The 22,238-nt window shown below is 68.3% G+C and carries 24 protein-coding genes; 16 read left to right on the plus strand and 8 right to left on the minus strand.

The window, feature by feature from the left end; genetic code table 11:
* Positions 1 to 11 precede the first annotated feature (11 nt).
* Positions 12 to 587: a hypothetical protein gene (locus ACZ1DY_RS42660; RefSeq protein WP_465483081.1), complete on the minus strand. Its 576-nt coding sequence runs from the start codon at positions 585 to 587 to the stop codon at positions 12 to 14.
* 150 nt (positions 588 to 737) lie between these two features.
* On the opposite strand from ACZ1DY_RS42660, the gene dusB reads away from it, so the two are divergent.
* From dusB to phoU, 6 genes are all read left to right on the plus strand, one after another.
* A complete protein-coding gene (gene dusB / locus ACZ1DY_RS42665) occupies positions 738 to 1,883 on the plus strand; it encodes a tRNA dihydrouridine synthase DusB (protein ID WP_034314478.1) in 1,146 nt (381 codons plus the stop codon).
* 21 nt (positions 1,884 to 1,904) lie between these two features.
* Positions 1,905 to 2,738 (plus strand): alpha/beta fold hydrolase, encoded by an 834-nt coding sequence (locus ACZ1DY_RS42670; protein WP_465483082.1) that lies wholly within the window; start codon positions 1,905 to 1,907, stop codon positions 2,736 to 2,738.
* Positions 2,739 to 2,796: 58 nt separating this feature from the next.
* Positions 2,797 to 3,408 carry an isopentenyl-diphosphate Delta-isomerase gene (gene idi, locus ACZ1DY_RS42675; RefSeq protein WP_465483083.1) on the plus strand — a complete coding sequence of 204 codons (612 nt, stop codon included), beginning with the start codon at positions 2,797 to 2,799 and terminating at the stop codon, positions 3,406 to 3,408.
* Positions 3,409 to 3,473: 65 nt separating this feature from the next.
* A complete protein-coding gene (locus ACZ1DY_RS42680) occupies positions 3,474 to 4,202 on the plus strand; it encodes a GGDEF domain-containing protein (protein WP_126737525.1) in 729 nt (242 codons plus the stop codon).
* A 799-nt stretch (positions 4,203 to 5,001) separates the two neighbouring features.
* A complete protein-coding gene (locus tag ACZ1DY_RS42685; protein ID WP_465485790.1) occupies positions 5,002 to 6,396 on the plus strand; it encodes an LCP family protein in 1,395 nt (464 codons plus the stop codon).
* 80 nt (positions 6,397 to 6,476) lie between these two features.
* Positions 6,477 to 7,139 (plus strand): phosphate signaling complex protein PhoU, encoded by a 663-nt coding sequence (gene phoU / locus ACZ1DY_RS42690; protein WP_016337999.1) that lies wholly within the window; start codon positions 6,477 to 6,479, stop codon positions 7,137 to 7,139.
* A 678-nt stretch (positions 7,140 to 7,817) separates the two neighbouring features.
* Here the strand turns inward: phoU and pstB are convergent.
* The 6 genes from pstB to ACZ1DY_RS42720 all read right to left on the minus strand — a co-directional run bounded on the left by pstB (position 7,818) and on the right by ACZ1DY_RS42720 (position 13,688).
* On the minus strand, positions 7,818 to 8,594 hold the full coding sequence (pstB, locus tag ACZ1DY_RS42695) for a phosphate ABC transporter ATP-binding protein PstB (protein ID WP_005152681.1): 777 nt from the start codon (positions 8,592 to 8,594) through the stop codon (positions 7,818 to 7,820).
* A 10-nt stretch (positions 8,595 to 8,604) separates the two neighbouring features.
* Entirely contained in the window at positions 8,605 to 9,522 is a 918-nt protein-coding gene (gene pstA / locus ACZ1DY_RS42700) for a phosphate ABC transporter permease PstA (protein ID WP_126736205.1), read from the minus strand.
* 2 nt (positions 9,523 to 9,524) lie between these two features.
* Positions 9,525 to 10,442, minus strand: coding sequence for a phosphate ABC transporter permease subunit PstC (gene pstC, locus ACZ1DY_RS42705; RefSeq protein WP_126736300.1), 918 nt, complete (start codon positions 10,440 to 10,442; stop codon positions 9,525 to 9,527).
* Positions 10,443 to 10,642: 200 nt separating this feature from the next.
* Entirely contained in the window at positions 10,643 to 11,767 is a 1,125-nt protein-coding gene (gene pstS / locus ACZ1DY_RS42710; RefSeq protein ID WP_126736206.1) for a phosphate ABC transporter substrate-binding protein PstS, read from the minus strand.
* A 229-nt stretch (positions 11,768 to 11,996) separates the two neighbouring features.
* Positions 11,997 to 12,872: a mycothiol synthase gene (mshD, locus tag ACZ1DY_RS42715; protein ID WP_465483084.1), complete on the minus strand. Its 876-nt coding sequence runs from the start codon at positions 12,870 to 12,872 to the stop codon at positions 11,997 to 11,999.
* Between the two features lie 63 nt (positions 12,873 to 12,935).
* Positions 12,936 to 13,688, minus strand: a complete 753-nt coding sequence (locus tag ACZ1DY_RS42720; protein WP_257483317.1) for a winged helix-turn-helix transcriptional regulator — start codon at positions 13,686 to 13,688, stop codon at positions 12,936 to 12,938.
* A 143-nt stretch (positions 13,689 to 13,831) separates the two neighbouring features.
* Here ACZ1DY_RS42720 and ACZ1DY_RS42725 point away from each other — a divergent pair, with 143 nt between their 5' ends.
* The 9 genes from ACZ1DY_RS42725 to ACZ1DY_RS42765 all read left to right on the plus strand — a co-directional run bounded on the left by ACZ1DY_RS42725 (position 13,832) and on the right by ACZ1DY_RS42765 (position 19,750).
* Positions 13,832 to 14,725: an LmeA family phospholipid-binding protein gene (locus ACZ1DY_RS42725; protein WP_126736209.1), complete on the plus strand. Its 894-nt coding sequence runs from the start codon at positions 13,832 to 13,834 to the stop codon at positions 14,723 to 14,725.
* A 7-nt stretch (positions 14,726 to 14,732) separates the two neighbouring features.
* Positions 14,733 to 15,161 (plus strand): TlpA family protein disulfide reductase, encoded by a 429-nt coding sequence (locus tag ACZ1DY_RS42730; protein WP_465483085.1) that lies wholly within the window; start codon positions 14,733 to 14,735, stop codon positions 15,159 to 15,161.
* 235 nt (positions 15,162 to 15,396) lie between these two features.
* Positions 15,397 to 15,831, plus strand: a complete 435-nt coding sequence (locus ACZ1DY_RS42735) for a DUF4395 domain-containing protein (RefSeq protein WP_257483320.1) — start codon at positions 15,397 to 15,399, stop codon at positions 15,829 to 15,831.
* Between the two features lie 21 nt (positions 15,832 to 15,852).
* Positions 15,853 to 16,689 (plus strand): sulfurtransferase, encoded by an 837-nt coding sequence (locus ACZ1DY_RS42740; RefSeq protein WP_257483321.1) that lies wholly within the window; start codon positions 15,853 to 15,855, stop codon positions 16,687 to 16,689.
* Entirely contained in the window at positions 16,689 to 17,006 is a 318-nt protein-coding gene (locus tag ACZ1DY_RS42745) for a DUF1416 domain-containing protein (RefSeq protein WP_126736211.1), read from the plus strand. The genes ACZ1DY_RS42740 and ACZ1DY_RS42745 overlap by 1 nt, the downstream gene beginning before the upstream one ends.
* 228 nt (positions 17,007 to 17,234) lie before the next feature.
* Positions 17,235 to 17,858, plus strand: coding sequence for a heme-binding beta-barrel domain-containing protein (locus tag ACZ1DY_RS42750; RefSeq protein ID WP_465483086.1), 624 nt, complete (start codon positions 17,235 to 17,237; stop codon positions 17,856 to 17,858).
* A gap of 10 nt (positions 17,859 to 17,868) precedes the next feature.
* Entirely contained in the window at positions 17,869 to 18,480 is a 612-nt protein-coding gene (gene pxpB / locus ACZ1DY_RS42755; protein WP_465483087.1) for a 5-oxoprolinase subunit PxpB, read from the plus strand.
* Complete coding sequence (locus ACZ1DY_RS42760) at positions 18,477 to 19,349, plus strand: 5-oxoprolinase subunit C family protein (protein WP_465483088.1); 873 nt, start codon at positions 18,477 to 18,479, stop codon at positions 19,347 to 19,349. Before pxpB ends, ACZ1DY_RS42760 begins: the two co-directional genes overlap by 4 nt.
* Positions 19,337 to 19,750: a hypothetical protein gene (locus ACZ1DY_RS42765; protein ID WP_126736215.1), complete on the plus strand. Its 414-nt coding sequence runs from the start codon at positions 19,337 to 19,339 to the stop codon at positions 19,748 to 19,750. Before ACZ1DY_RS42760 ends, ACZ1DY_RS42765 begins: the two co-directional genes overlap by 13 nt.
* Here the strand turns inward: ACZ1DY_RS42765 and ACZ1DY_RS42770 are convergent.
* Positions 19,743 to 20,597 carry an aminodeoxychorismate lyase gene (locus ACZ1DY_RS42770; RefSeq protein ID WP_126736216.1) on the minus strand — a complete coding sequence of 285 codons (855 nt, stop codon included), beginning with the start codon at positions 20,595 to 20,597 and terminating at the stop codon, positions 19,743 to 19,745. The genes ACZ1DY_RS42765 and ACZ1DY_RS42770 overlap by 8 nt on opposite strands.
* Before the next feature lie 30 nt (positions 20,598 to 20,627).
* Between ACZ1DY_RS42770 and ygfZ the strand changes: the two genes are divergently transcribed.
* Positions 20,628 to 21,755 carry a CAF17-like 4Fe-4S cluster assembly/insertion protein YgfZ gene (ygfZ, locus tag ACZ1DY_RS42775; RefSeq protein WP_257483325.1) on the plus strand — a complete coding sequence of 376 codons (1,128 nt, stop codon included), beginning with the start codon at positions 20,628 to 20,630 and terminating at the stop codon, positions 21,753 to 21,755.
* The last annotated feature ends 483 nt before the right edge of the window (positions 21,756 to 22,238 follow it).

The raw sequence follows: 22,238 nt of genomic DNA on the forward strand, positions 1-22,238 counted from the left end.
CATGTCCGGGATCAGGCACGTGTGTCGACCTGAAACTCGATGGCGCACCCGGCCAGTTGGTCGGCGTAGTCGGGGATTCCTTGCCTGCGAGCACGAACAGCCCCGGCGACGATGTCGGAGATCCACAACAGTGGCTCGTCGGCACCGCGAACGTGCCGGATACGAAATACGGCGCCTCGCGGCAAGGAAAAGCGGCAGTGCTGGACGGTTCGCACGTCGCGGGCATCGAGCTGGACCGTACAGCCTTCAGCGACCAAGAGACCGACACCGAGCGCGTGCAGCTCCATCACCAGGCGTTGCATACACAGAGAACGGCCACGTTCCTGCCGTCGCGCCGGCACCGGAGTGCCCACCGCCACCAGGTGCAGTTCCCCGAAGTCGGCGACCTGTTTGACGACCGTTCGCTTCTGCCCGTCGGTCAGCACGTTCCAATGCAGTTTTCCCGTGCGTTCGGCACGTATGCCGAACATGACCTCACGCAGTTCGGAATGCCGTTCGACGGGCAAGACCGCCGCCGCGAGTACGTAGAAGCCACCGTCGTCGTCTTCTCTGAAGGATTCGTCGGCGAAGGCTTGAAGCGCGGACATCCGCCGAGCCTAAGAAGCCTGATCGCGCCCGATCGGTACGGTCCAGATCCCCCGCGCAACATCGCGTTTCCTCCACCCAGCCGAGTGACCGTCACACCTCGAACAGGAACTACCCGGCCCACCTGCGAGTGACAGACACCACAGGCGACAATGGAGGACGTGACAGCCACCCTGAGCAAGCCCAGCCTGAAGATCGGCCCCTACGAGGTCGATCCGCCGGTCGTGCTCGCTCCCATGGCGGGCATCACCAACGTCGCGTTCCGGCAGCTGTGCCAGGAGTACGGCGCCGGCATCTACGTCTGCGAGATGATCACGGCCCGCGCGGTGGTCGAGCGCCACCCCGGCACCATGCACATGATGACCTTCGGCGAGAACGAAAAGCCCAGGTCCATGCAGCTTTACGGGGTCGACCCCAAGACCATGGCCGAGGCCGTCCGCATCATCACCGGCGAGGGGCTCGCCGACCACATCGACAGCAACTTCGGTTGCCCGGTGGCGAAGGTGACGCGGAAGGGTGGCGGAGCGGCGTTGCCGTTCAAGCGCAAGCTGTTCGCCGACATCGTGCGCGAGTCGGCGAAGGCCGCGGCCGAGGCGGGGGTGCCGTTCACGGTCAAGTTCCGGGTGGGGATCGACGACGACCACCTCACCTACCTCGACGCCGGGCGGATCGCCGAGGCGGAGGGCGCGGCGGCGGTCAGCCTGCACGCGCGCACCGCCGCGCAGCGCTACTCCGGCCAGGCCGACTGGACGAAGATCGCGGCCCTCAAGGAAGCGGTCACCAGCATTCCGGTGCTCGGCAACGGCGACATCTTCTCCGCCGAAGACGCGTTGCGCATGGTCGACGAGACCGGTTGCGACGGTGTCGTGGTCGGCCGCGGTTGCCTGGGCAGGCCCTGGCTGTTCGGCGAGCTCGAAGCTGCCTTCGCCGGGCGCCCGCAGCCGACGCCGCCGAATCTCGGCGAGGTCGCGAAGGTGCTGCGCCGCCACACGGAACTGCTCGTCGAGCACGACGGCCACGACAAGGCCATGCGCGACATCCGCAAGCACATGGCCTGGTACTTCATGGGTTTCCCGGTCGGCTCCGAACTTCGCCGCGGTTTCGCGATGCTGTCCAGCATGGACGAACTCGACGATCTCATCGCCAAACTCGACCACGACGCCCCGTTCCCCAGCGCCGCCACCGGGCCGCGCGGGCGGCAGGGTTCGCCGGGCAAGGTGACGCTGCCGCACGGCTGGCTCGACGACCCGGACGACGACTGCGTGCCCGAGGCCGAGGACATGCATTCGGGCGGATAGCCGTTCCGTAAAGTCGGCGTCGTGATCGAGCAGCTGAGCATCCCCACCGCGGCCGGTTCCTTCGACGCCATCGCGGCCGGCCCCGAAGACGGCCGCCCCGTCCTGCTGCTGCACGGCTTTCCCGAGGCCGCGGTCGAATGGGAGCACCAGGTCGCGACGCTCGGCGTGCTCGGCTATCGCGCGGTGGCCCCGGATCAGCGCGGTTACTCGCCGGACGTCCGGCCGGAACAGGCGTCCGAGTACGGGATCGACGACCTCGTCGGTGACGTCATCGCGATCGCGGATCGCTTGGGGTGGAACGAATTCGATCTCGTCGGACACGACTGGGGCGGCGCTGTCGCGTGGTGGACGGCCGACGCGCATCCCGGCAGGCTCCGCAGTCTCGCGGTGATCTCGACGCCGCATCCGGCGGCGCTGGCGGAAGCTATGAAGACCGACGAGGACCAGCATCTCCGGTCGGCGTACATGACCGAATGGCGGCAGACCCGGGTCACCGAACGGCGGATGCTCGAGAACAACGCCGACGCGCTGCGCCGCATCTTCGACTGGAAGGTGTCGCCGAGCAAGGTCGACGAGTACGTCCGGCGCCTGTCCGAACCGGGCGCGCTGACCGCCGCGCTCAACTGGTACCGCGCCGGCCGCCCCGGCGGGAAGATCGGGCCGATCGAGGTGCCGACGCTCTACATCTGGAGCACCGAGGACGCCGCCTTCGGCTCGACGGCCGCGCTCGACACCGCGAACCGGGTCACCGGCCCGTATCGCTTCGAGATGATCCAGGACGTCTCCCACTGGGTGGTTGAAGAGGCGCCCGAGGCCGTCACTTCTTTGCTCGTGGAGCACCTTTCGTCCCACTAACAGGGGTAACTCTGGTCGCGGTACCGGTTACAGCGAGCCTGCTGGTTCAGTGGGGCGGATGAACAAGATGACCGAAGTGGACACCGAACGCATCGTCTACGTCACCGAGGACGGCGAGCCGACCGGTGAAACCGCGCCCAAGCTGGCCGCCCACCACGAGCACACCCGCCTGCATCTGGCGTTCTCCTGCTATCTGCTGCGCAGCAGCGACCAGGCCCTCCTGATCACCAGCCGTGCCGCCACCAAGAAGGTGTGGCCCCGGGTGTGGACCAACAGTGTCTGCGGCCATCCCGCACCGGGTGAACCGATCGAGGAGGCCGTCCGGCGCCGGGCCGCGTTCGAGCTCGGCTTGCCCCGGCTGAACGGGCTCAGGTGCGTCCTTCCGGCGTATCGCTACTCGACGCCACCGTTCGAAGGCGTGGTCGAGAACGAGTTCTGCCCGGTGTTCGTCGCCTGGGTCGACGAAGATCCGGAACCGCATCCGGACGAGGTCGGCGACTGGCGCTGGCTGAGCTGGAATGATTACGCACTGTTGCTGAATGACGATGTGACTGACGTGAGTTACTGGGCGAAAGATCAGTTTTCGCAGCTCAAAGACGCCGAGCCCTTTTCGTCCTTACAGAACGGAACTCCGGTGCGTGACAATGGCGCCGAACCGTCGTCCTCTTGAGCGATATTCGCTTTGGCCCGTACTCATACCTCAAGAGATCCCTCCTATACGACGAAAACCAATTCGTGGCGGAGGTGAGCGTGGCAGCCGACGACGAGGCCGCGCTCCCATCGGGCGCGCCGACCACCGATCTGCTCACCTTGCATGAGTCGATCGCGCGAGTCCTCGCCACGCAGGGTGATTGGCGCCGCGCGTACCACCACCTCAAGTCCGCTTTGGACCTCGCCAGGGCAGGCAGCCTGCGGGATACTCTGACGTCCAGTTACAACCGCCGCTACCTCGATCAGTGGCTGCACGGCCCGGCCGTCGACCACCGTGGCCCGCCCGGTGTGGCCATCGCTTTGGTGGACTTGGACCTGTTCAAGGACGTCAACGACACTTTCGGACATCTGGTCGGCGATCGGGTGCTCCGCGAAGTTGCCGACCTCCTGCAGCAAGGGCTCCCACCCGAAGCGTTCTGCGCCCGCTACGGCGGCGAAGAGTTCGCGCTCGTCATCCCCGACGTCGACGCCGCCCGCGCCGTGCGCATCGCCGACACCGCCCGTATCCGGGTGGCCCGCCATCCGTGGCGCCGGATCCGTCCCGGCCTCTCGGTGACGATCAGCGTGGGGCTCGCGCACGAAAGCCGCACGGAGCCGGATATCGGGGCGGAACCGGAACGGCAGTTGCGCAGCGCCGACGCTTTGTTGTATATGGCGAAACGGGCCGGGCGAAACAAAGTGGCCTATCAGGACGCGGAATCGTCGCGGACGATTCCGCAGGCGCTGAACGCCGCCGAGTCCGCGGGCGCCTAGGCCACCACTCGCCGCCACTCACACCGGCAGCCGTCGCACTCTGTGTAGTGGTTTCGCGCCTTTTAACGCAGCTTTAACCACGACCGCTCACCCGATCGCATGGACCGTTCGGCGCTTCTCGGTACCTTGAGTGAAGAAAATTCCGGGATGGTTGTCGTCACGAACCCGAGGTGTCCGTACGATAACGAAAGAGCTTCGACGAGTCGTGAAAGGAGACCGAGTGCCCGACGAGCACCACAACCCGGGGACCGGTCGCCACAGTCACACCGACAGGAGCACCGGTGAGCGCGGCCGCAGGGCCCGACGCCGCTCGATGGACACCCACGGCGGTATCAGCGTTTCGGACGTCGTCGCACGGCACACCGGTGAGCGCCCGGTCTTCGATCCCACCGCCGAGCCCCCGGCTCCGCGCCGCCTCCGGCAGAGCGAACCGGCGCCCGAACCTCCGAGACCCGGTGTGCGCGCCGCTCGGACGGAGCCGCCCGCACCGCGTCGTCCTCGTCCGGCGGCTCCCGCCGAAAACCCGGCGCCCGCGCCTCGCGCGGCCGCACCCGCCACGCCACGGGCACAGACACCGCCGCGGAACCCGCAGCCCACCGAGACTCCCCGTCCGCCTCGTGCGCGCCAGCCGCGCCGCACTTCGCAGGCCGCGCCCAGCCCCGAAGCCCCGACACAGCGCCGTCCGCCGTTGGTGAATCCGGGCGCTCAGCAGCAGCCCGCGGCCCCGCCGCCCCCGCGTCGTCCCCGCCGCCCGATGCAGCGGCCGGCGCAGCAGGCGCCGGTCCCGCCGAGGTCCGAAATGGACCGGCTCACGATGACCGACGAGCTCGAGGCGATCGACGACGCGACGATCGTCAAGCGCAAGATCGATCACACGCTGGCCCGGTTCTCCGCCGCGCACGACGAACTCGAAGCCGAAGAGGCCAAGAAACGCGAGCGCCGCGAACGATTCGCCGCCCGCCCCGCCGCGCTCCTGGAGCAGACCCGCACGGCGTTGCAGCGAGTGGTCACGACCACCGATTCCGCGCCGGCGGAGGAGTCGGCTCCGCAGACCCGTCTGCAGGAGAAGAAGGAACGCAAGACCAGGCAGACCGCCAAGGCGGGCCGGATCGCCGCCGCCGTGGTCGCCGCGCTCGTGTTCCTCTCCATCGGCTCCGCCTGGGGCGCCCAGACCTGGTTCGACGCGAAGTTCAACACCGTCGCTTCGCTCGACGAAGACTCGGCCGACATCCAGGACGCCGCGGGCCAGACCGGCGACGAGAACTTCCTGATGGTCGGCTCCGACACCCGTGACGGCGCGGCCGCCGAAGACGGGGTCGGCGACGCCGACGGCACCCCGGGCGCCCGTTCGGACACGGTCATGATCGCGCACGTCCCCGCCGACCGGCAGCGCGTCGTCATGGTGTCCTTCCCGCGCGACCTCGAGATCAACCGGCCCGAATGCAAGCGCTGGGACCCGGCGACGTCGTCGTACTCGGAAGAGTCCGCGCCGGCGCAGAAGATCGCGAAGCTGAACACGGCCTACGCGGTCGGCGGCCCGCAGTGCGTCACGAAGGTCATCCAGCAGATCACCGGCATGAAGATGAACCACTTCGTCGGGATCGACTTCAACGGCTTCAAATCCATGGTCGACGCCGTGCAGGGCGTCACCGTGTACAACGAGAAACCGGTCGACGACACCACGCTCGGCATGATCATCCCGCAGGCGGGCGAGGTCCGGATCTCCGGCGACCAGGCGCTGAACTACGTCCGGGCCCGGCACGTCAAGGGCGACCCGACGTCGGACTACGGCCGGATCAAACGGCAGCAGGCCTTCCTCGGCGCGCTGCTGAAGACGGTGATGTCGAAGGACGTCATCCTGGACACCGGCAAGCTCAGCGGGTTCATCGACGCGTTCGCCAAGGCCACCTTCGGCGAGAACATCGGCATCAACCAGATGATGACGCTGGCGAAGTCGATGCGCGGGATGGGTTCGGACAAGGTCAAGTTCCTCACCGTGCCCACCACCGAAGAGGCGAACAAGCGCGGCAACGAGGTGTTGGTGCAGAGCCGGGCGAAGGCCGTCTTCGACGCGTTGATCAACAACACCCCGCTGGAGGAGAAGGCGCCGGCGCCGCCCGCGAGCGACACGGCGCCCGCTCCGACCAGCTCCGCCAAGTCCGGCGGCGCCAAGAAGAGCAGCAGCTCAGGCTGAGGAGCATTCGTTAGTCCGGGTTCACGTCAGGTTCACTCTGGGATGCGGCTTTTGGACCCTGTTGCCCGTAGGGTTGGGCCATGCGTGAGGCTTACCATGTCGAACTCGAACAGCTCGCCGAGAACCTAGCGAGCATGTCGCTCCAGGTCGCCGACGCGATGGAGCGGGCGACCCGGGCGTTGCTCGAGGTCGATCTCGGACTCGCCGAGCAGGTGATCAGCGACGACGCGAAGGTCGACGACGCGCGCGCCGAATGCGAGGAGCAGGCGTACGCGCTGCTGGCCCTGCAGGCACCCGTCGCGACCGACCTGCGGACCGTCCTCGCCGCGATCCACGCGGCGGAGAGCCTGGAGCGGATGGGCGACCTGGCGCTGCACGTGGCCAAGGCCGCGCGCCGCCGTCACCCGGACCCCGTGCTCCCCGAAGAGGTGAAGGCGGACTTCGCCAAGATGGGCGAGGTCGGTGTCAGCCTGGCCCGCCAGGTCGAGCAGGTCATCAAGTCCAAGGACGTCGAGGCCGCCCGCACGATCGAGTCGGACGACGACGAGGTCGACGAGATCCACAAGCACCTGTTCACGGTCATCATGGACCGGAACTGGGACCACGGCGTCGCCGCGGCCGTGGACGTCACCCTGCTGGGCCGCTTCTACGAGCGCTTCGCCGACCACGCCGTCTCGGTCGCGCGCCGGATGATCTTCGTGGTGACCGGCAAGATGCCCGGCTACGGACCCGACGAGCTCTAGGGGCCGAAGGGGGCTTTCCCCGCATAGGACGCGTAGCGAAAGGGTCCTTCACCGCATCTCACGCGGTGAAGGACCCTTTTGTCTTCTCCCGCCCCGACCCTGCGCACGCTCCCGTCCCCGCCCCTGGGCACATGTCGCGAAAGCCACTTTCGAGACGCCTGGTGTCCCGAAAGTGGCTTTCGCGACTTGCCCCGGGCGACACGTGCCGTCCCGCCCGGGCCTTGAGGGGCAGTTCTCGAGTACCTGCCGGGCAGTCCCCCGTGACTGAATGGCCGACACCCGTGACGGGATGGACGACACGCGTGTCCAGACGGACGACACGCGTGATCAGACGGACGACACAGGTCCGCCTCGCCGACGCGTGTGGCGGCCTCCAAGCACGCGTGGCGGCCGCGCAATCACCTGTGCCGTCCCAGTCGCGTGTGCCGTCCCAGTCGCGTGTGCCGTCCCAGTCGCGTATGTCGCCCAGTCACGTGTGTCGGCCGCGTAATCACGCGTGTCGTCCGTCTGATCACGTGCGGCGGCCGCCCGGTCACGTGTGGCGGCCGGCCAGACGCGCGTGGCGGCCGGCCGGTCACGCGAGCGAACCCGCCGCCGGCGGCAGACCCCAAGCGCGTGAAGGCCCCCTTCCCTCGGCTCAGCCGAGGGAAGGGGGCCTTCACGCGCAAAAAGGGAGACTCAGCCGAAGCGGCCCGAGATGTAGTCCTCGGTCGCCTTCTCGTCCGGGTTCGAGAAGATCTTCTCGGTGTCGTTCAGCTCCACCAGGCGACCCGGCTGGCCGACGCCCGCCAGGTTGAAGAACGCGGTCTGGTCCGAGACCCGCGCCGCCTGCTGCATATTGTGCGTCACGATGACGATCGTGTACTCCTTCTTGAGCTCACCGATCAGGTCCTCGATGGCGAGGGTCGAGATCGGGTCGAGCGCGGAGCACGGCTCGTCCATCAGCAGCACGTCGGGCCGCACGGCGATCGCCCGCGCGATGCAGAGCCGCTGCTGCTGACCACCGGAGAGGCCGCCGCCCGGCTTGTTCAGCCGGTCCTTGACCTCGTTCCACAGGTTCGCGCCGCGCAGGGCGCGCTCGGCGACCTCGTCGAGTTCCTTCTTGCCCTTGGTGCCGCCGAGGCGCAGGCCCGCCACGACGTTGTCGCGGATGGACATCGTCGGGAACGGGTTGGGCCGCTGGAACACCATGCCGATCGTGCGGCGGACCTGCACCGGGTCGACCCCGGCGCCGTAGATGTCCTCGCCGTCGAGCAGCACCTCACCCTCGACGCGGGCGCCGGGGATGACCTCGTGCATCCGGTTCAGCGTGCGCAGCACCGTCGACTTGCCGCAGCCCGACGGGCCGATGAACGCGGTGACGTTCCGCGGCGGCACCGAGAGGGTGACGCCGTCCACGGCGTGGAATTTGCCGTAGTATATGTCCACGTCTTTGACGTCGATTCGTTTGGCCATCTCAAACAGCTCACTTCTTCTTCGGGGCGACAAGACGGGCAAAGAGCATGGCGAGGAGGTTCACGATCGCGATGATCAGTACCAGGGTGAGTGCCGCACCCCAGATCCTGTCGAACGCGACGGTACCTTCGTCGAACGGGTTGCTGACCCGTTCGTTGTTCATCAGAAGCGGCAAAGCGGCCTGCTCGCCACCGAAGATGTCCCAGTTCACGTAGGCCGAGTAGCCCACGAGGACCAGCAGCGGCGCGGTCTCGCCCATGACCCGGGCGAGCGCCATCATGATGCCGCCGATGATGCCGGACAGCGCGGTCGGCAGGACGATCTTCATGATCGTCTTCCACTTCGGCACGCCGAGCGCGTAGGAGGCCTCGCGCAGGTCGTCCGGGACGATCCGCAGCATCTCCTCCGAGGAGCGCACGACCACCGGGATCATCAGCAGCACCAGGGCCAGCGAGACGGCGAAACCGCTGCGCGGGAGGCCGAACGTGGTGATCCACAGGGCGTAGATGAACAGCGCCGCGACGATCGAGGGGACACCGGAGAGGATGTCCACCATGAACGTGGTGATCTTCGCGAGTTTGCCGCGGCCGTATTCGACCAGGTAGATCGCGACCAGCATGCCGATCGGGACCGCGATGATCGCGCAGACCAGGCCCTGCAGCACCGAGCCGATGACGGCGTGGGCCACGCCGCCGCCGACCTCGTCCGACAGCACCGAGCCGAAGTCCTCGGTCCACCAGTTGCTGTAGGGGATCCGCTTGACACCGTTGATGACCACGGTGGCGAGCAGCCACACCAGCGGCACGACGGCGATCAGGAACGACAGCCAGATCAGCGCGGTCGCGAGGCCGTTCTTGACCTTCCTCGCCATGCTGACCTGCTGGAAGGCGGGGGTGGTGGCGGGGGTCTTCTCGAGCGTGGTGGACATGCTCAGTCCCCCTTCTTGGCGATGACGGATCGCGCGATGAAGTTGACGACGAGCGTCAGCAGGAACAGCACGAGACCCGCCGCGATGTACGCGCCCGCCGAGATCTCGTTGTTGAGTTCCGCGTAGTCCGCCGCGATCTTCGAGGCGAACGTCGCGCCGCCGTCGAAGAGGCTCCAGGTGAACTCGCGGCCCACGATGCCGGTCAGGATGATCGCGAGCGCGATCGTCTCGCCGAGCGCGCGGCCGAGGCCGAGCATCGAAGCGCCGATGTAGCCCGCCTTGCCGAACGGCAGCACCGTGGTGCGGATGACCTCCCAGCGGGTGGCGCCCAGCGCCAGCGCGCCTTCGATATGCGGGGTCGGCGTCCGCTCGAACACCTCGCGGGACAGCGAGGTGATGATCGGCAGGATCATCACGGCGAGCACGATGCCCGCGGTGAAGATGGTGCCGCGCATGTCCGGCGACACGTTGCCCGCCGCGAAGAGCGGGATCCACGAGAAGGTCTCGTTGACCCACTTCGAGAAGGGCTCGATCGCCGGCGCGAAGACCATCAGGCCCCAGAGGCCGTAGATGATCGAGGGGACCGCGGCGAGCAGGTCGATGACGTACGCGAACGGCCGCGCCAGGCGCTTCGGCGCGTACTGGGTGAGGAACAGCGCGATCCCGAGCGAGATCGGCATCGCGATGATCAGCGCCAGCAGGGACGAGTACACCGTGACCAGCAGCAGGCCCATGATGCCGAACCGCATGTCGTCCGGATCGGTCTGCCAGACCTGGCTGGTCAGGAAGTTCACGTTGTCGGCCTGGAGCGCCGGAATGGCCTGCACCAGCAGGAACAACCCGATCAGGCCGATCAGCGAGACGACGAAGACGCCGGCTCCGGTGGTCAGGATCTGGAAGATGCGGTCACCGGGTCGCACCGTCCTGGAATTGGGGCTCGCGAGGCGCACCGAGGACTGCTCGGGCGGTGACGCGGCAGACTGCTCCGAAATCGGGTCCTCCGTGAAGGTTTCGCGGACGCCAGAACGCCCACCGGGGTCGCCGGTGGGCGTTCTGGGCGAAGATGAATCGCTCATCGACTACTTCTGTCCAGCCTGTCTTTACCGATCAACCGGAAGGATCAGGCGATGGCCTTGACGGCGGTCAGGACCTTGTCCTGCAGGCTCTGCGGGATCGGCACGTAGCCCTTTTCCGAGAGCGGCTTCTGCCCGTCGGTGGCGGCGACGTTCAGGAACGCCTTGACGGCCTTGGCGACCTCGGGGTCCGCGTACTTGGAGCACACGATCTCGTAGGTGGCCAGGATGACCGGGTACGCGCCGGGCACGTTGCTGGAGTAGATCGAGTCCAGGTCGAGGGCCAGGTCGTTCGTGCCCTCCTTCTTGAACTTCGCCGCGTCGAGGGACTTGGCGACGTTCGCCGCGTTGAGCTCGACACCGCCGGAGCCGCTGTCGATGAGGGCGGTGCTGATGCCGTCCTTCGCGAACGCGGACTCGACGTAGGTGATCGCGCCGTCGGCGGACTTCACGGCGTTGGCGACACCGTTGGACTTCTCCGCGCCGTTGCCGACACCGCCGTTGAACTTCTTGCCGTCACCCTGGGTCCAGGCGCCCTTGGACGCGACCTTCAGGTACTTCTGGAAGTTGTCGGTGGTGCCCGACTCGTCGGTGCGGGAGATGACCTGGATGGCCTTGTCCGGCAGGTTCAGGCTCTCGTTGCCCTTGACCGCCTTGATGGCCGGGTCGTTCCACTTGGTGATGCCACCGTTGAAGATCTTGGCGGTGACCTCGGGGGTCAGGGTCAGCTTGTCGACCCCGGCGAGCTTGTAGGCGACGGCGACCGGGCCGACGACGAGCGGGAGGTTCCACGCGTCGGAGGCGCAGCGGGCCTTGGCCTTCTCGGCCTCTTCGTCCTTGAGGGGCGAGTCCGAGCCGGCGAAGTCGACCTGGTTCGCGTTGAACTGCTTGATGCCGGCGCCCGAACCGCTCGGGTTGTAGTTCACCTTCTGGCCGGAGCACTTGGCGGCGTAAGCCTGCACGAAGATGTCGATCGCGTTCTTCTGCGCGGACGAGCCCTCGGCCGAAAGCGGGCTCTTGCCACCGCATTCGACGTTCGCCGCGCCGCTGGGGGCGGCGGCGGCACCGGTGCTGCCGGGCTTGGTCGCCGCCGGGTCGGATCCACAGGCGCCGAGCACGAGGGCGGCGGTGGCCACGATGCCGATCGCGCCCGCGGGCCGCATGATCTTCACTGCATTTCCTCCACTGGGAGACTTTCGCCGGATCGGTGGAACGGGAGCGTTCCTTCCGGACCCGGACACTAAGCACCGACAGTGGACAGGCGGCCGTCTAAGGGTGAACGACAGGTGAACAAGGCGGCCGATGTGAGCAGCGCGACTACTCCGAAAGTGGCCTGTGTCCCAGCCGTGACCTGCGCGTCTGCTCTCCGTGACCGGTCAAGTGCCGCACGTGTGAACGCCGCTACCGAGCGTATTGGACGTCTACCTCGTATCGGGTGAAGCCGAGCTTCGAATACACGGCGAGTGCGGGCGCGTTGTCACCTTCGACGTACAAGATCACTTGGCCCAGCCCGCGATCACGGAGGTACCGCAGCCCGGCGAGTGTGAGCGCCTTCCCGAGACCGCCGCCCTGTGCGTCCGGATCGATGCCGACGACGTAGACCTCACCCGCGGGCTCGCCGCCGAAGCGGCCGGGGACGGCCTCGTGGACCTTCGTCCAGTGGAAGCCGATGACCTTCCCGTCCTCTTCCGCGAGGAAGAAGCCCTCGGGGTCGAACCAGGCTTCCTTCTCGGTCGCCCGGACCTCGTCGGCGGTCAGTGCACCCTGTTCGGGGTGCCAGTCGAAGGCGCGCGCGTTGACGCGGACCATTGCTTCCTCGTCCTGGCCGGGGACGAACGTCCGCAGCGTGACGCCCTCACGAGTCACGGGCTCCGGCCAGTCCGCGGCTTCTACATCGGCGTGCAGGATCAACAGCTCGCGGGCGCGCTCGAAACCTTCGGTCCCGGCGAGATGGACGGCGGCGGGGTGATCGCCGTGCGCCCAGACCCGCAGCGGCTTCCCCGCGGCGTGGTCGACGAGCGCCTTGACGAGCGCCCTGCCGTGCCCGGAACGGCGGTGCCCGGGGTGAACGAACAGTTCGGCGACCTGGTTGCCGTGCGAATCGCCTTCGGTGTCCAGGTGCGCGTACGCGACCAACTCACCGTCCAGGCGCCCCAGAAGGTGCTGTCCACCGGCGAAACCGGTGTCCTCCGGGCGCCCGTCGGCCTCACGCACGGCGAGCAGGAAGTCGTGGATCTCTTCCGTGTCCGGTTCACCGGTCCAAGCCAGATCGAGCATGAAATCGACCCTACCCGGGAACCCGGTCTCTGCCCGGACGTCTTGTCAGGCAGGAGAGGGGATTCAGTGCGCGGACAGCTCGTTCGGCTCGTAGACGCTCGAGTCCGGGGCGATGGCCTGCTTGGCGGCGGCGCTGCCCTTCGACGGCCGCTCGAACTTGTAGCCGACGTTGCGCACGGTCCCGATCATCTGCTCGTGCTCCGGCCCCAGCTTCGCGCGGAGACGCCGGACGTGGACGTCGACCGTGCGCGTGCCGCCGAAGAAGTCGTAGCCCCAGACCTCCTGCAGCAGCTGGGCGCGGGTGAACACCCGGCCGGCGTGCTGGGCGAGGTACTTGAGGAGCTCGAACTCCTTGTAGGTCAGTTCGAGGGTGCGCTTGCGGAGCTTCGCGGTGTAGGTCGCCTCGTCGATGACCAGTTCGCCGACCCGGAGCTCGGCGTCGACCTGCGCGGCGCCGCCGTCGCGGGTGGTGACCAGCCGCAGCCGGGCGTCGACCTCGGCGGGACCGGCCGTCGGGAGGAGGATGTCGTCGGTGCGCCATTCCGCGCTGACCGCGACCAGGCCGCCTTCGCCGACGACGGCGATGACCGGCGTGGAGGTCTCGTCCTCGCCGGCGCCCTTGAGCAGGCGGCAGAGGCTCTTCGCGGAGGCGAGATCGCTGCGGGCGTCGAGGACGATGACGTCGCGGTGGCCGGCGTCGAGCAGCGCGGTCACTTCCGGAGCACGGACGCGTACGGTGTGGGGCAGCAGATCCAGAGCGGGCAATACCGTGGTGGCATCTGCTTCCGCGGTCAGTACCAGAAGGTCCAGGCTCATCGCCGCACCGCCTTCAGTCGTGGTCGCCTCGAACGTGGCTACAGCCGGTGCTTGGTGAGAATAGCGGGTGCCGGGCCGAGGACCTACCCCGTGCTGGATCGATCACACCTGGCCAAAGAGGTTTACGAAGGAGATTCGACACAATGGTGAGCAGGCCCGTGGCGCGTGACGACCGACCGTCTTCCGGCCGGCCGGCCAAGCGAGGAAAGCGCCGTGGCCGGGGCTGGCTCATCGCCCTCGCGGTGCTGGTGGTGCTGCTGGTCGGGGCCGATTTCGGGGCGGCGGCGTACGCCGAGCACACGATCTCCCAGAAGGCCCGTCAACAGCTGGAGCTGGCCAACGATCCGGCGGTCACGGTGCACGGTTTCCCCTTCCTGACCCAGGCCCTTTCCGGTGACTACAGTCACATCACGATCAACGCCCAGGGCGTCGCCGTCCCGCCGCGGCTGCGGGACGTGGACTTCAACGCCGACATGAGCGACGTCACGGCCCCGCTGTCCGACCTGACGTCCGGCAACACGAAGTCGATCGTCATCGGCACGCTCAAGGGCGAGGTGACGATCAAGGCCGCGGACATCGCGCGGCAGGCGCCGCTGGACAAGATCGAGAACCTGAAGATCGAGCCGGTCACCGAGGACTACGTCCGCAACGGCGACAGCGGGCAGGGCGAGACGAAGCCGACCGCGACGAACGAGAACGGCGAGCCGGTCGACACCGCCAGCACCGGGATCCGGGTTTCGGGCAACGTCCAGATCGCCGGGCAGAAGGTGGAGATCTTCTGCTTCGCGATGATCGAACTGGACGGGCAGAAGATCCGTCTCGAACCGAAGCGGCTCCAGTTCGGGAATGACAAGGAGACCACCGTCGTTCCCCAGGCCGTACAGGACGCGCTGCTGCCGAACTTCAACGCGACCATCGACACCGGCGCGATGCCGTTCTCGGTGACGCCGACGTCGGTGCGGGTGAACAGCGGCTCGGTGACCATCAAGGGCGAGGGCAAGAACGTCGCCTTCAGCGGAGCGAAGCCTCAGGGGTGACTTGCGGATGACCGGGGTGTGGGTGCTGCTGGGCGTATTGGTGCTCGGCGGAGTGGCCGGCGCGCTGCTGCGGGCGCGCAACGGCCGCATCCGCGCGGCCAAACCGGCCAAGTCCACCGCGCCCACACTGCCCGGCCGCGTCTCGGACGCCCTCGCGGCCGAAGGCGTCACCCTGGTCCAGATCTCCACGACGTTCTGCGCGCCGTGCCGCCACACCCGCGCGATCCTGTCCGCGCTCGCGGAGAAGACCGACGGCCTCACGCACGTCGATCTGGACGTCACCGAAACCCCCGAAGTCGCCCAGGCGCTGTCGGTGCTGCGAACCCCGACGACCCTGGCCTTGACCGCGGACGGCCGTGAGGTCTTCCGGGTCGGCGGCGTTCCCCGAGGTCAGGACCTTCTCGACGCCCTGAAGCCCCATTTGGCGAACGCCTGATCCCGGATTCCGGGAAGCGTCCCAAGGTGTGAACACGGTTCCCAACCTGAGGGAGCTCTGCGTACCCTCGTGCCCGTGAACCGGCTGCCCCGAACCTTGCTGACCCAGCGCCGCGCAGTGGACCTGTGCCGCGTTCGCAGCAGCCTGTGTCCGGTTCGCTGATCGCGCTTTCGAAGCCGCCGCGCGTGCCACTTCCGGCACGCATCTCTTTTCCCTCTCGTTCGCAGGAGGAACCATGTCCGCAGGACCGGCCGTCGACCCCCGTGGTCCGCGTTTCGCCGCCATCCTGACGACGATCGTGCTCGCGGTCGTGCTCATCACCCAGTGGTGGCCACTGCTCGCGGCGCAGGCGGTGGTGTTCGCGATCGGCGCCTTCATCGGCCTGAAGCCGGCGCCGTACTCCCTGGTCTATCGCTACCTCGTCGCGCCGCGGCTCGGCCCGACGACCGAACGCGAGGACGCCGCCCCGCTGCGGTTCGCGCAGGCCGTCGGGTTCGTGTTCGCCGTCGTCGGCACCGTCGGTTTCGCCACCGGCCTGACCGCGCTCGGCTTCGTCGCGACGGCGTTCGCGCTCTTCGCGGCGTTCCTCAACGCGGCGTTCAACTTCTGTCTCGGTTGCGAGATGTACCTGCTCATCAAGCGTTTCAGCCCCAGCCCTCGCGCGTCCTAACCCAGAAAGAGAGTCAGCTCCATGAGCCGTGAAGACGTCCTGGTCACCACCCAGTGGGCCGAGGAGAACCTGGACACCCCGGGTGTCGTGTTCATCGAGGTCGACGAGGACACGACCGCGTACGACAACGGACACATCCGCGGGGCGGTGAAGTTCGACTGGCGCAAGGACCTGCAGGACGGCGTCCGCCGCGACTTCGTCGACAAGGAGGGCTTCGAGAAGCTGCTGTCCGAGAAGGGCATCTCGAACGACGACCGCGTGATCCTCTACGGCGGCAACAACAACTGGTTCGCCGCGTACGCGTACTGGTACTTCAAGCTCTACGGCCACGACAAGGTGCAGCTGCTCGACGGCGGCCGCAAGAAGTGGGAGCTCGACGGCCGCGAGCTGAACTCGGACGAGGTCAAGCGCGAGCCGACCGAGTACAAGGCCAAGGAGCAGGACCTCTCGATCCGCGCGTTCCGCGACGAGGTCGTCGCCGAGATCGGCAAGAGCAACTACGTCGACGTGCGCTCGCCCGACGAGTTCTCCGGCAAGCTGCTCGCCCCGGCGCACCTGCCGCAGGAGCAGTCGCAGGTCCCCGGCCACATCCCGGGCGCGCTGAACGTCCCGTGGGCGAAGGTCGCCAACGAGGACGGCACCTTCAAGACCGAGGAAGAGATCAAGGAGCTGTACTCCGACGAGGGCCTCGACGAGTCGAAGGCCACCATCGCGTACTGCCGGATCGGTGAGCGCTCGTCCATCGCGTGGTTCGCGCTGCACGAGCTCCTCGGGTACGACCAGGTGAAGAACTACGACGGTTCGTGGACGGAATACGGCTCGCTCGTCGGCGTGCCGGTCGAGTTGGGAGCGAAGTGATGGCTGGCAACGACACTGACAGCTGCGGCGCACCGGCCCAGGAGGCCACGCCCGCCGATTACGACACCCGCGGCCAGGTCGTGCTGGCGGGCAAGGTGACCGGTTCGGAGGGCCCCGTCGGCGGCGCCTTCGTGCGGTTGCTGGACGGCGGCGGCGACTTCACCGGCGAGGTGGTCTCGTCGGCCGACGGCGATTTCCGTTTCTACGCGGCCCCTGGTGACTGGACGGTGCGCGCGCTGCACCGCTCCGGCAACGGCGAGGCCTCCGTCACCGCGCAGGGACCCGGCGTGCACCAGCTCGCCATCTCCGTCGCCTGACGTTTTCGCGCGTGAAGGCCCCCTTCCCTCGGCTGAGCCGAGGGAAGGGGGCCTTCACGCGCGTGTGGGCACTGCCACGCGACCTCGGCAGGCCTGTCCGGGCAGGTAGCGACTAAGGTGCGTGACGTGGAAATCCTGTTTACGACCCTGCTGGTGCTCGCCGGCGTCGCGACCACCTGGTTCGCCGTGTACGTCGTCTACCGGCTTTACGCGGACCAGCGCTGACCGATGACGGCTAGTGGCGACGAGGCCATCCAGGCCGCGGAGAAGCGCGCGGAAAACACGCGCGACCGGAACCTTCCGCAGTTCGACGACATGCCCATCCCGGGCGACACGGCGAACCTGCGCGAGGGAGCGAACCTCAACGACGCCTGCCTGGCGCTCCTGCCGCTCGTCGGTGTCTGGCGCGGCGAGGGCGAGGTCGACTATCCGACCATCGACGGCCCGTACCGGTTCGGCATGCAGCTGACCATCGCGCACGACGGCCGCCCGTTCCTCACGCACGAGGCACGCGCCTGGCTGCTCGACGAGGACGGCAAGGTCATCCGGCCCGCCGCCCGCGAATCCGGGTTCTGGCGTCCGCAGGCCGACGACACGATCGAGCTGCTGCTGACCCACAACACCGGCATCGTGGAGCTCTTCTACGGCAAGCCGCGCGGCAAGGCCTCGGTCCCGGCCTGGGAGCTCGGCACCGACGCGGTCGTCCGCACGTCGTCCGCCAAGGACGTCACGGCTTCGCAGCGGCTCTACGGCATCGTCAACGGCGAACTCGGCTACGTCGAGGAGCGCGCGATGATGGGCCAGGAACTGCAGCCGCACACGTCGGCGCTGCTGCGTCGCGTGGTGGGCTGAGCCTCTTCCCATGCGGTGGCGTGCCTACGGCGAGCACGCCGCCCTGCTCGACTGCGCTTCCCTCACCGAGTCGATGGCGGCGCACGCCACGGTCACGTCCGCGCGCCCGCCTGGCATCGCCGAGCTCGTACCCGGCGCCCGCAGCCTGCTCGTGGTGGAGATCCCGGGTTCCGGCGCCCTCGCGGCCGTCCGCGAACTGCTCGCGGACGCCGACCTCGAACATCCTCCGGAGGGCGAATCCCGCGAGATCACCCTCGAAGTGACCTATGACGGCGAAGACCTCGAACTCGTCGCGCGGGACGCCGGAGTGTCCACTGAGGACGTCGTCCGGCTGCACACCGGAGCCGTCTACACCGTGGCCTTCACCGGTTTCGCGCCCGGATTCGGTTACCTGACAGGCCTTCCCGAGCCACTTCGGCAGCCACGGCTGTCGGCCCCGCGAACTCGCGTGCCGCCGGGCTCGGTCGGCATCGCCGGCGAGTTCACCGGCGTTTATCCGCGCGTCTCGCCCGGTGGCTGGCGGCTGATCGGCCACACCCGGACCGTCCTGTTCGATCCGCGCGCCGATCCGCCCGCGTTGCTGGCGCCCGGCGACCGCGTGCGGTTCCGGAGCGCCGGATGAGGACCGTGGAAGTGGTCGGGACAGGTCCGCTCGCGCTGGTACAGGACCTCGGCAGGCCCGGTTTCGCGCATCTCGGCGTGCCGCCGTCCGGGGCGCTGGACGTTCCGGCGCTGAAGCTGGCAAACCGGCTCGTCGGCAACGACGAAGCCGCCGCGGGAGTCGAGTGCCTGTTCGGCGGGTTACGGCTGCGCGCCACGGCGTCCTGCACCATCGCGGTGACCGGTCCGGCCGTCCCGGTCGAGGTCGACGGGCGTCCCGTCGGCTCGCACGCGCCGGTGTGGCTGGCGGCGGGGCAGGTCCTGTCGCTCGGCGCCCCGGCATCTGGATTGCGGTGCTACCTGGCGGTTTCCGGCGGGATCACGGTCGAAGAGGAACTCGGCAGCCGGTCGCGGGACGTCCTTTCGGAGATCGGGCCGGCGCCGCTGAAGGCGGGCGACGTCCTCCCGCTCGGCACACCGTCGGTGCCCGGCGGCGCCGACGTGGTGCTGCCCACCGTGGCTCCGGCCGAGCTCGTCGTGCTGATCGATCCGGGGCCGCGGGCGCACTGGTTCGAGAACCCGGCGTCCGGGCTCGCGAAGACCTGGACGGTGACGGCGGAATCCAACCGCGTCGGCCTCCGGCTCGACGGACCCGCGCTGACTCGCGCGGCCGGATACGCGGAGCGGGAACTGCCGAGCGAGGGCCTGCTGACCGGCGCCGTCCAGGTGCCGCCGAACGGGTTGCCGGTGGTGTTCTTGGCGGATCATCCAACTACCGGTGGTTATCCGGTGGCGGCCGTGGTGAGACAGGCGTCACTCCCGGCACTCGCGCAGGCCAGACCCGGAACCCTTCTCCGCTTTCACTCGTCCACGAGGGTGTGGAACAGGTAAAGGTCGACGGTGGCACGGGTGTCATCGACACGAATTCGGTCCCCACCCAACCAGAGCTTCCGCAGTCGCTGCGGATCGCGCTGGCCACCGGTCAGATGCGGCGCCCGCTCGGCGACACGCTCCGCCCGCTTCTGAATCTCTTCGCCGACGGCGAATACCAGGTCGCCGGGCCCGAACGGCTGGCCGAGGACCGCTACCTGACGCCGAGCGCCGACTGGCCGCCCGCCGACGTTTCCCGCGTCGGCTACTACCGGACGGCGATCAAGAGCGGGCACCGGCCGGTCGCCGTCGTGCTGGAGACCACCGACGCGGCGGTGATCCTCGACGGGCACCACAAGATCGCCGCCTACCGCGAAGAAGCGATCCTGCCGCACCTGCTGATCATCAGCCCGCTCAACTGATCGAGTATTCGCTCTCGTACGCGGCGGCCAGCTCGGCGTGGATCGCGCTGGAGTCGGTGAGCGCGACGCCGTCGAGCGTGTGCACCCTGGTCAGCTTGCGGACCGACGACGCGAGGAACAGCCCTTCGCCCTCGGTGAGGTCCGAGACGTTGAGCGGCTCGACCTTGACCGACCAGCCCGCGCGCTCGGCGCCGCGGAACAGCGCCGCCTGCGTCGTCCCCGGCAGGATGCCGATGGTCGCCGGCGGCGTGTAGAGCGTCTTGTCCTTCGCGAGGACGACCGTCGAAGTCGGCCCTTCGAAGACCGTGCCGTCGGCGGCGGTGAAAATCACATCGCTCGCGCCACGGCGGCCGGCCTCCCGCAACGCGGCCATGTTGACGCCGTACGAAATCGACTTCGCGCCCAGCAGCAGCCACGGCGCGCGCTCGGCGAGGTCGGGCTCGATCCCGCGTTCGAGGGTGATCGCCGCGACGCCTTCGACGCGGGCCCGCTGGACCTTCTCGTCGATCTCCACGCCGAGCGCGAACCCGAACGGCTTCGCCTCCGGATCGCCGTCGATTCCCCTGGTGTACACCAGTTTCAGCGCGATCTCGGCCGGGCCGGACCAGTTGTCGATGACGACCTGCGCGGCGCGCTCCCAGGCGGCGAGGTCGGGCTCCGGCAGGTCGAGCATGGCCGCGGAACGGGCCAGCCGCTCGAGGTGCGGGCGGAGCTCACGGGGCCGCCCGTCGACGACGAGGATCGTCTCGAACACGCCGTCGCCGCGAAGCAACCCGAGGTCGTCTACTCGCAGGTGGGCGGCTTCGGGGTCGGCCAGGGTCCCGTCGAGGAAGGCAAGCACGCGCATGGGGACACGGTACTCACTAGCATGGGTTTCATGCCCTACCGCTCCCCCCTGCTCGACCTTCCCGGACCGATCGCGGCACCCGACGGGCATCCGGAAGAGGGTGTCCCGTGGCATTGGGGAGATCCCTTCGCCGAGCAACGGACGGCCGCGCGCGGCGCGGTCGTGATCGACCGCTCACATCGCGAAATCCTGGCCGTGACCGGGGAAGAACGGCTGTCCTGGCTGCATTTGGTGATCTCGCAGCACGTCACCGGGCTCGCCGAAGGCACCGGCACCGAGGCGCTCGTGCTCGACAGCCAAGGCCGCGTCGACACGCATATGGTCGTCGCGCACGCGGACGGCACGGTGTGGCTGGACAGCGACCGGGGCGCGGTGGCCACCAGCGCGTTGCCGTCCGGTGGCAAGCAGACTTTGCGCGAGTACCTCGAAGCGATGAAGTTCTGGTCCAAAGTGGACATCCGCGATGTCTCGGACGAGCTGGCGTTGCTGACCGTCCTCGGCCCCGACGCGGACCGCGTGCTGGACGCCGTCGGTGTTTCCGTCGGCGCGGACCCGTACTCGGTCGTGGCGATCCCCGGCGGTTTCGCGCGGCGGATGCCGTGGCCGGGACGGCACAGCGTCGACCTCGCCGTTCCCCGCGCCGAACTCGCCGTCTGGTGGCGGCGCCTGACCGACGCGGGCGCGCGACCGGCGGGCAGCTGGACGTTCGACGCGCTGCGCGTCGAGTCGCTGCGGCCGCGGCTGGGCCTCGACACCGACGAGCGCACGATCCCGCACGAAGTGAACTGGGTCGACTCCGCCGCGCACGTGGCGAAGGGCTGTTACCGCGGGCAGGAGACCGTCGCGAAGGTCCACAACGTCGGGCGGCCGCCGCGGTACATGGCGCTGCTGCACCTGGACGGTTCGCCGGAGATCACGCCGGAAACCGGCGATCCGGTGGTGCTGGGCGAGCGGACGGTCGGCCGCGTCGGGAGCGTGGTGCAGCACCACGAACTGGGACCGATCGCGCTGGCGCTGGTCAAACGTTCGACGCAGCCGGGCGCGGAACTCCTGGTGGGTGCCGAGGATCGCGTCGTGCAGGCGACCATCGATCCGGACTCGGTGCCTGGTGAGGCTCCGGCGCCTGGGCGAGAAGCGGCTCAGCGGCTGCGGGGGTAGGTGCGGCTGCTCGTTTCCGTGAAGGCCTCCTTGCCTACCTTGAAGGGGCCCTTCGCTACCTTGCTGGCTGGTCCGTGAAGGCCTGCTTGAGAGACTCTGGGCCTCTCAAGGAGGCCTTCACTACCTGCGGATACGTCACTGTCGCCTCACCGGCCGCTTCCGCCTCGCTGGTCACAGCGGCTGCGCGTGAAGGCCCCCTTCCCTCGGCTGAGCGCTGGAAACTCGCCCTTCGCTCACGACCAAGTACGTGAAGGCCCCCTTCATTGCGCCTAGCTCAATGAAGGGGGCCTTCACGTACTCGCACACAGCCATCCACAAGTTGTCCACAACGTTGCCCACCTGTGGACAACTCCGCCGACCAGCACTTTTCCCGCCCCACCCCCGGTAGACTGGACCAGGGGCCGCCCCCGGGACGGGTGGGGGGCGCGCTTTGGAAGGAACCGAAAGAGCGACTGCCCGGCGGAGGGTGTCGTGAGGGGCGGA

Source organism: Amycolatopsis sp. PSD-21 (assembly GCF_055561455.1).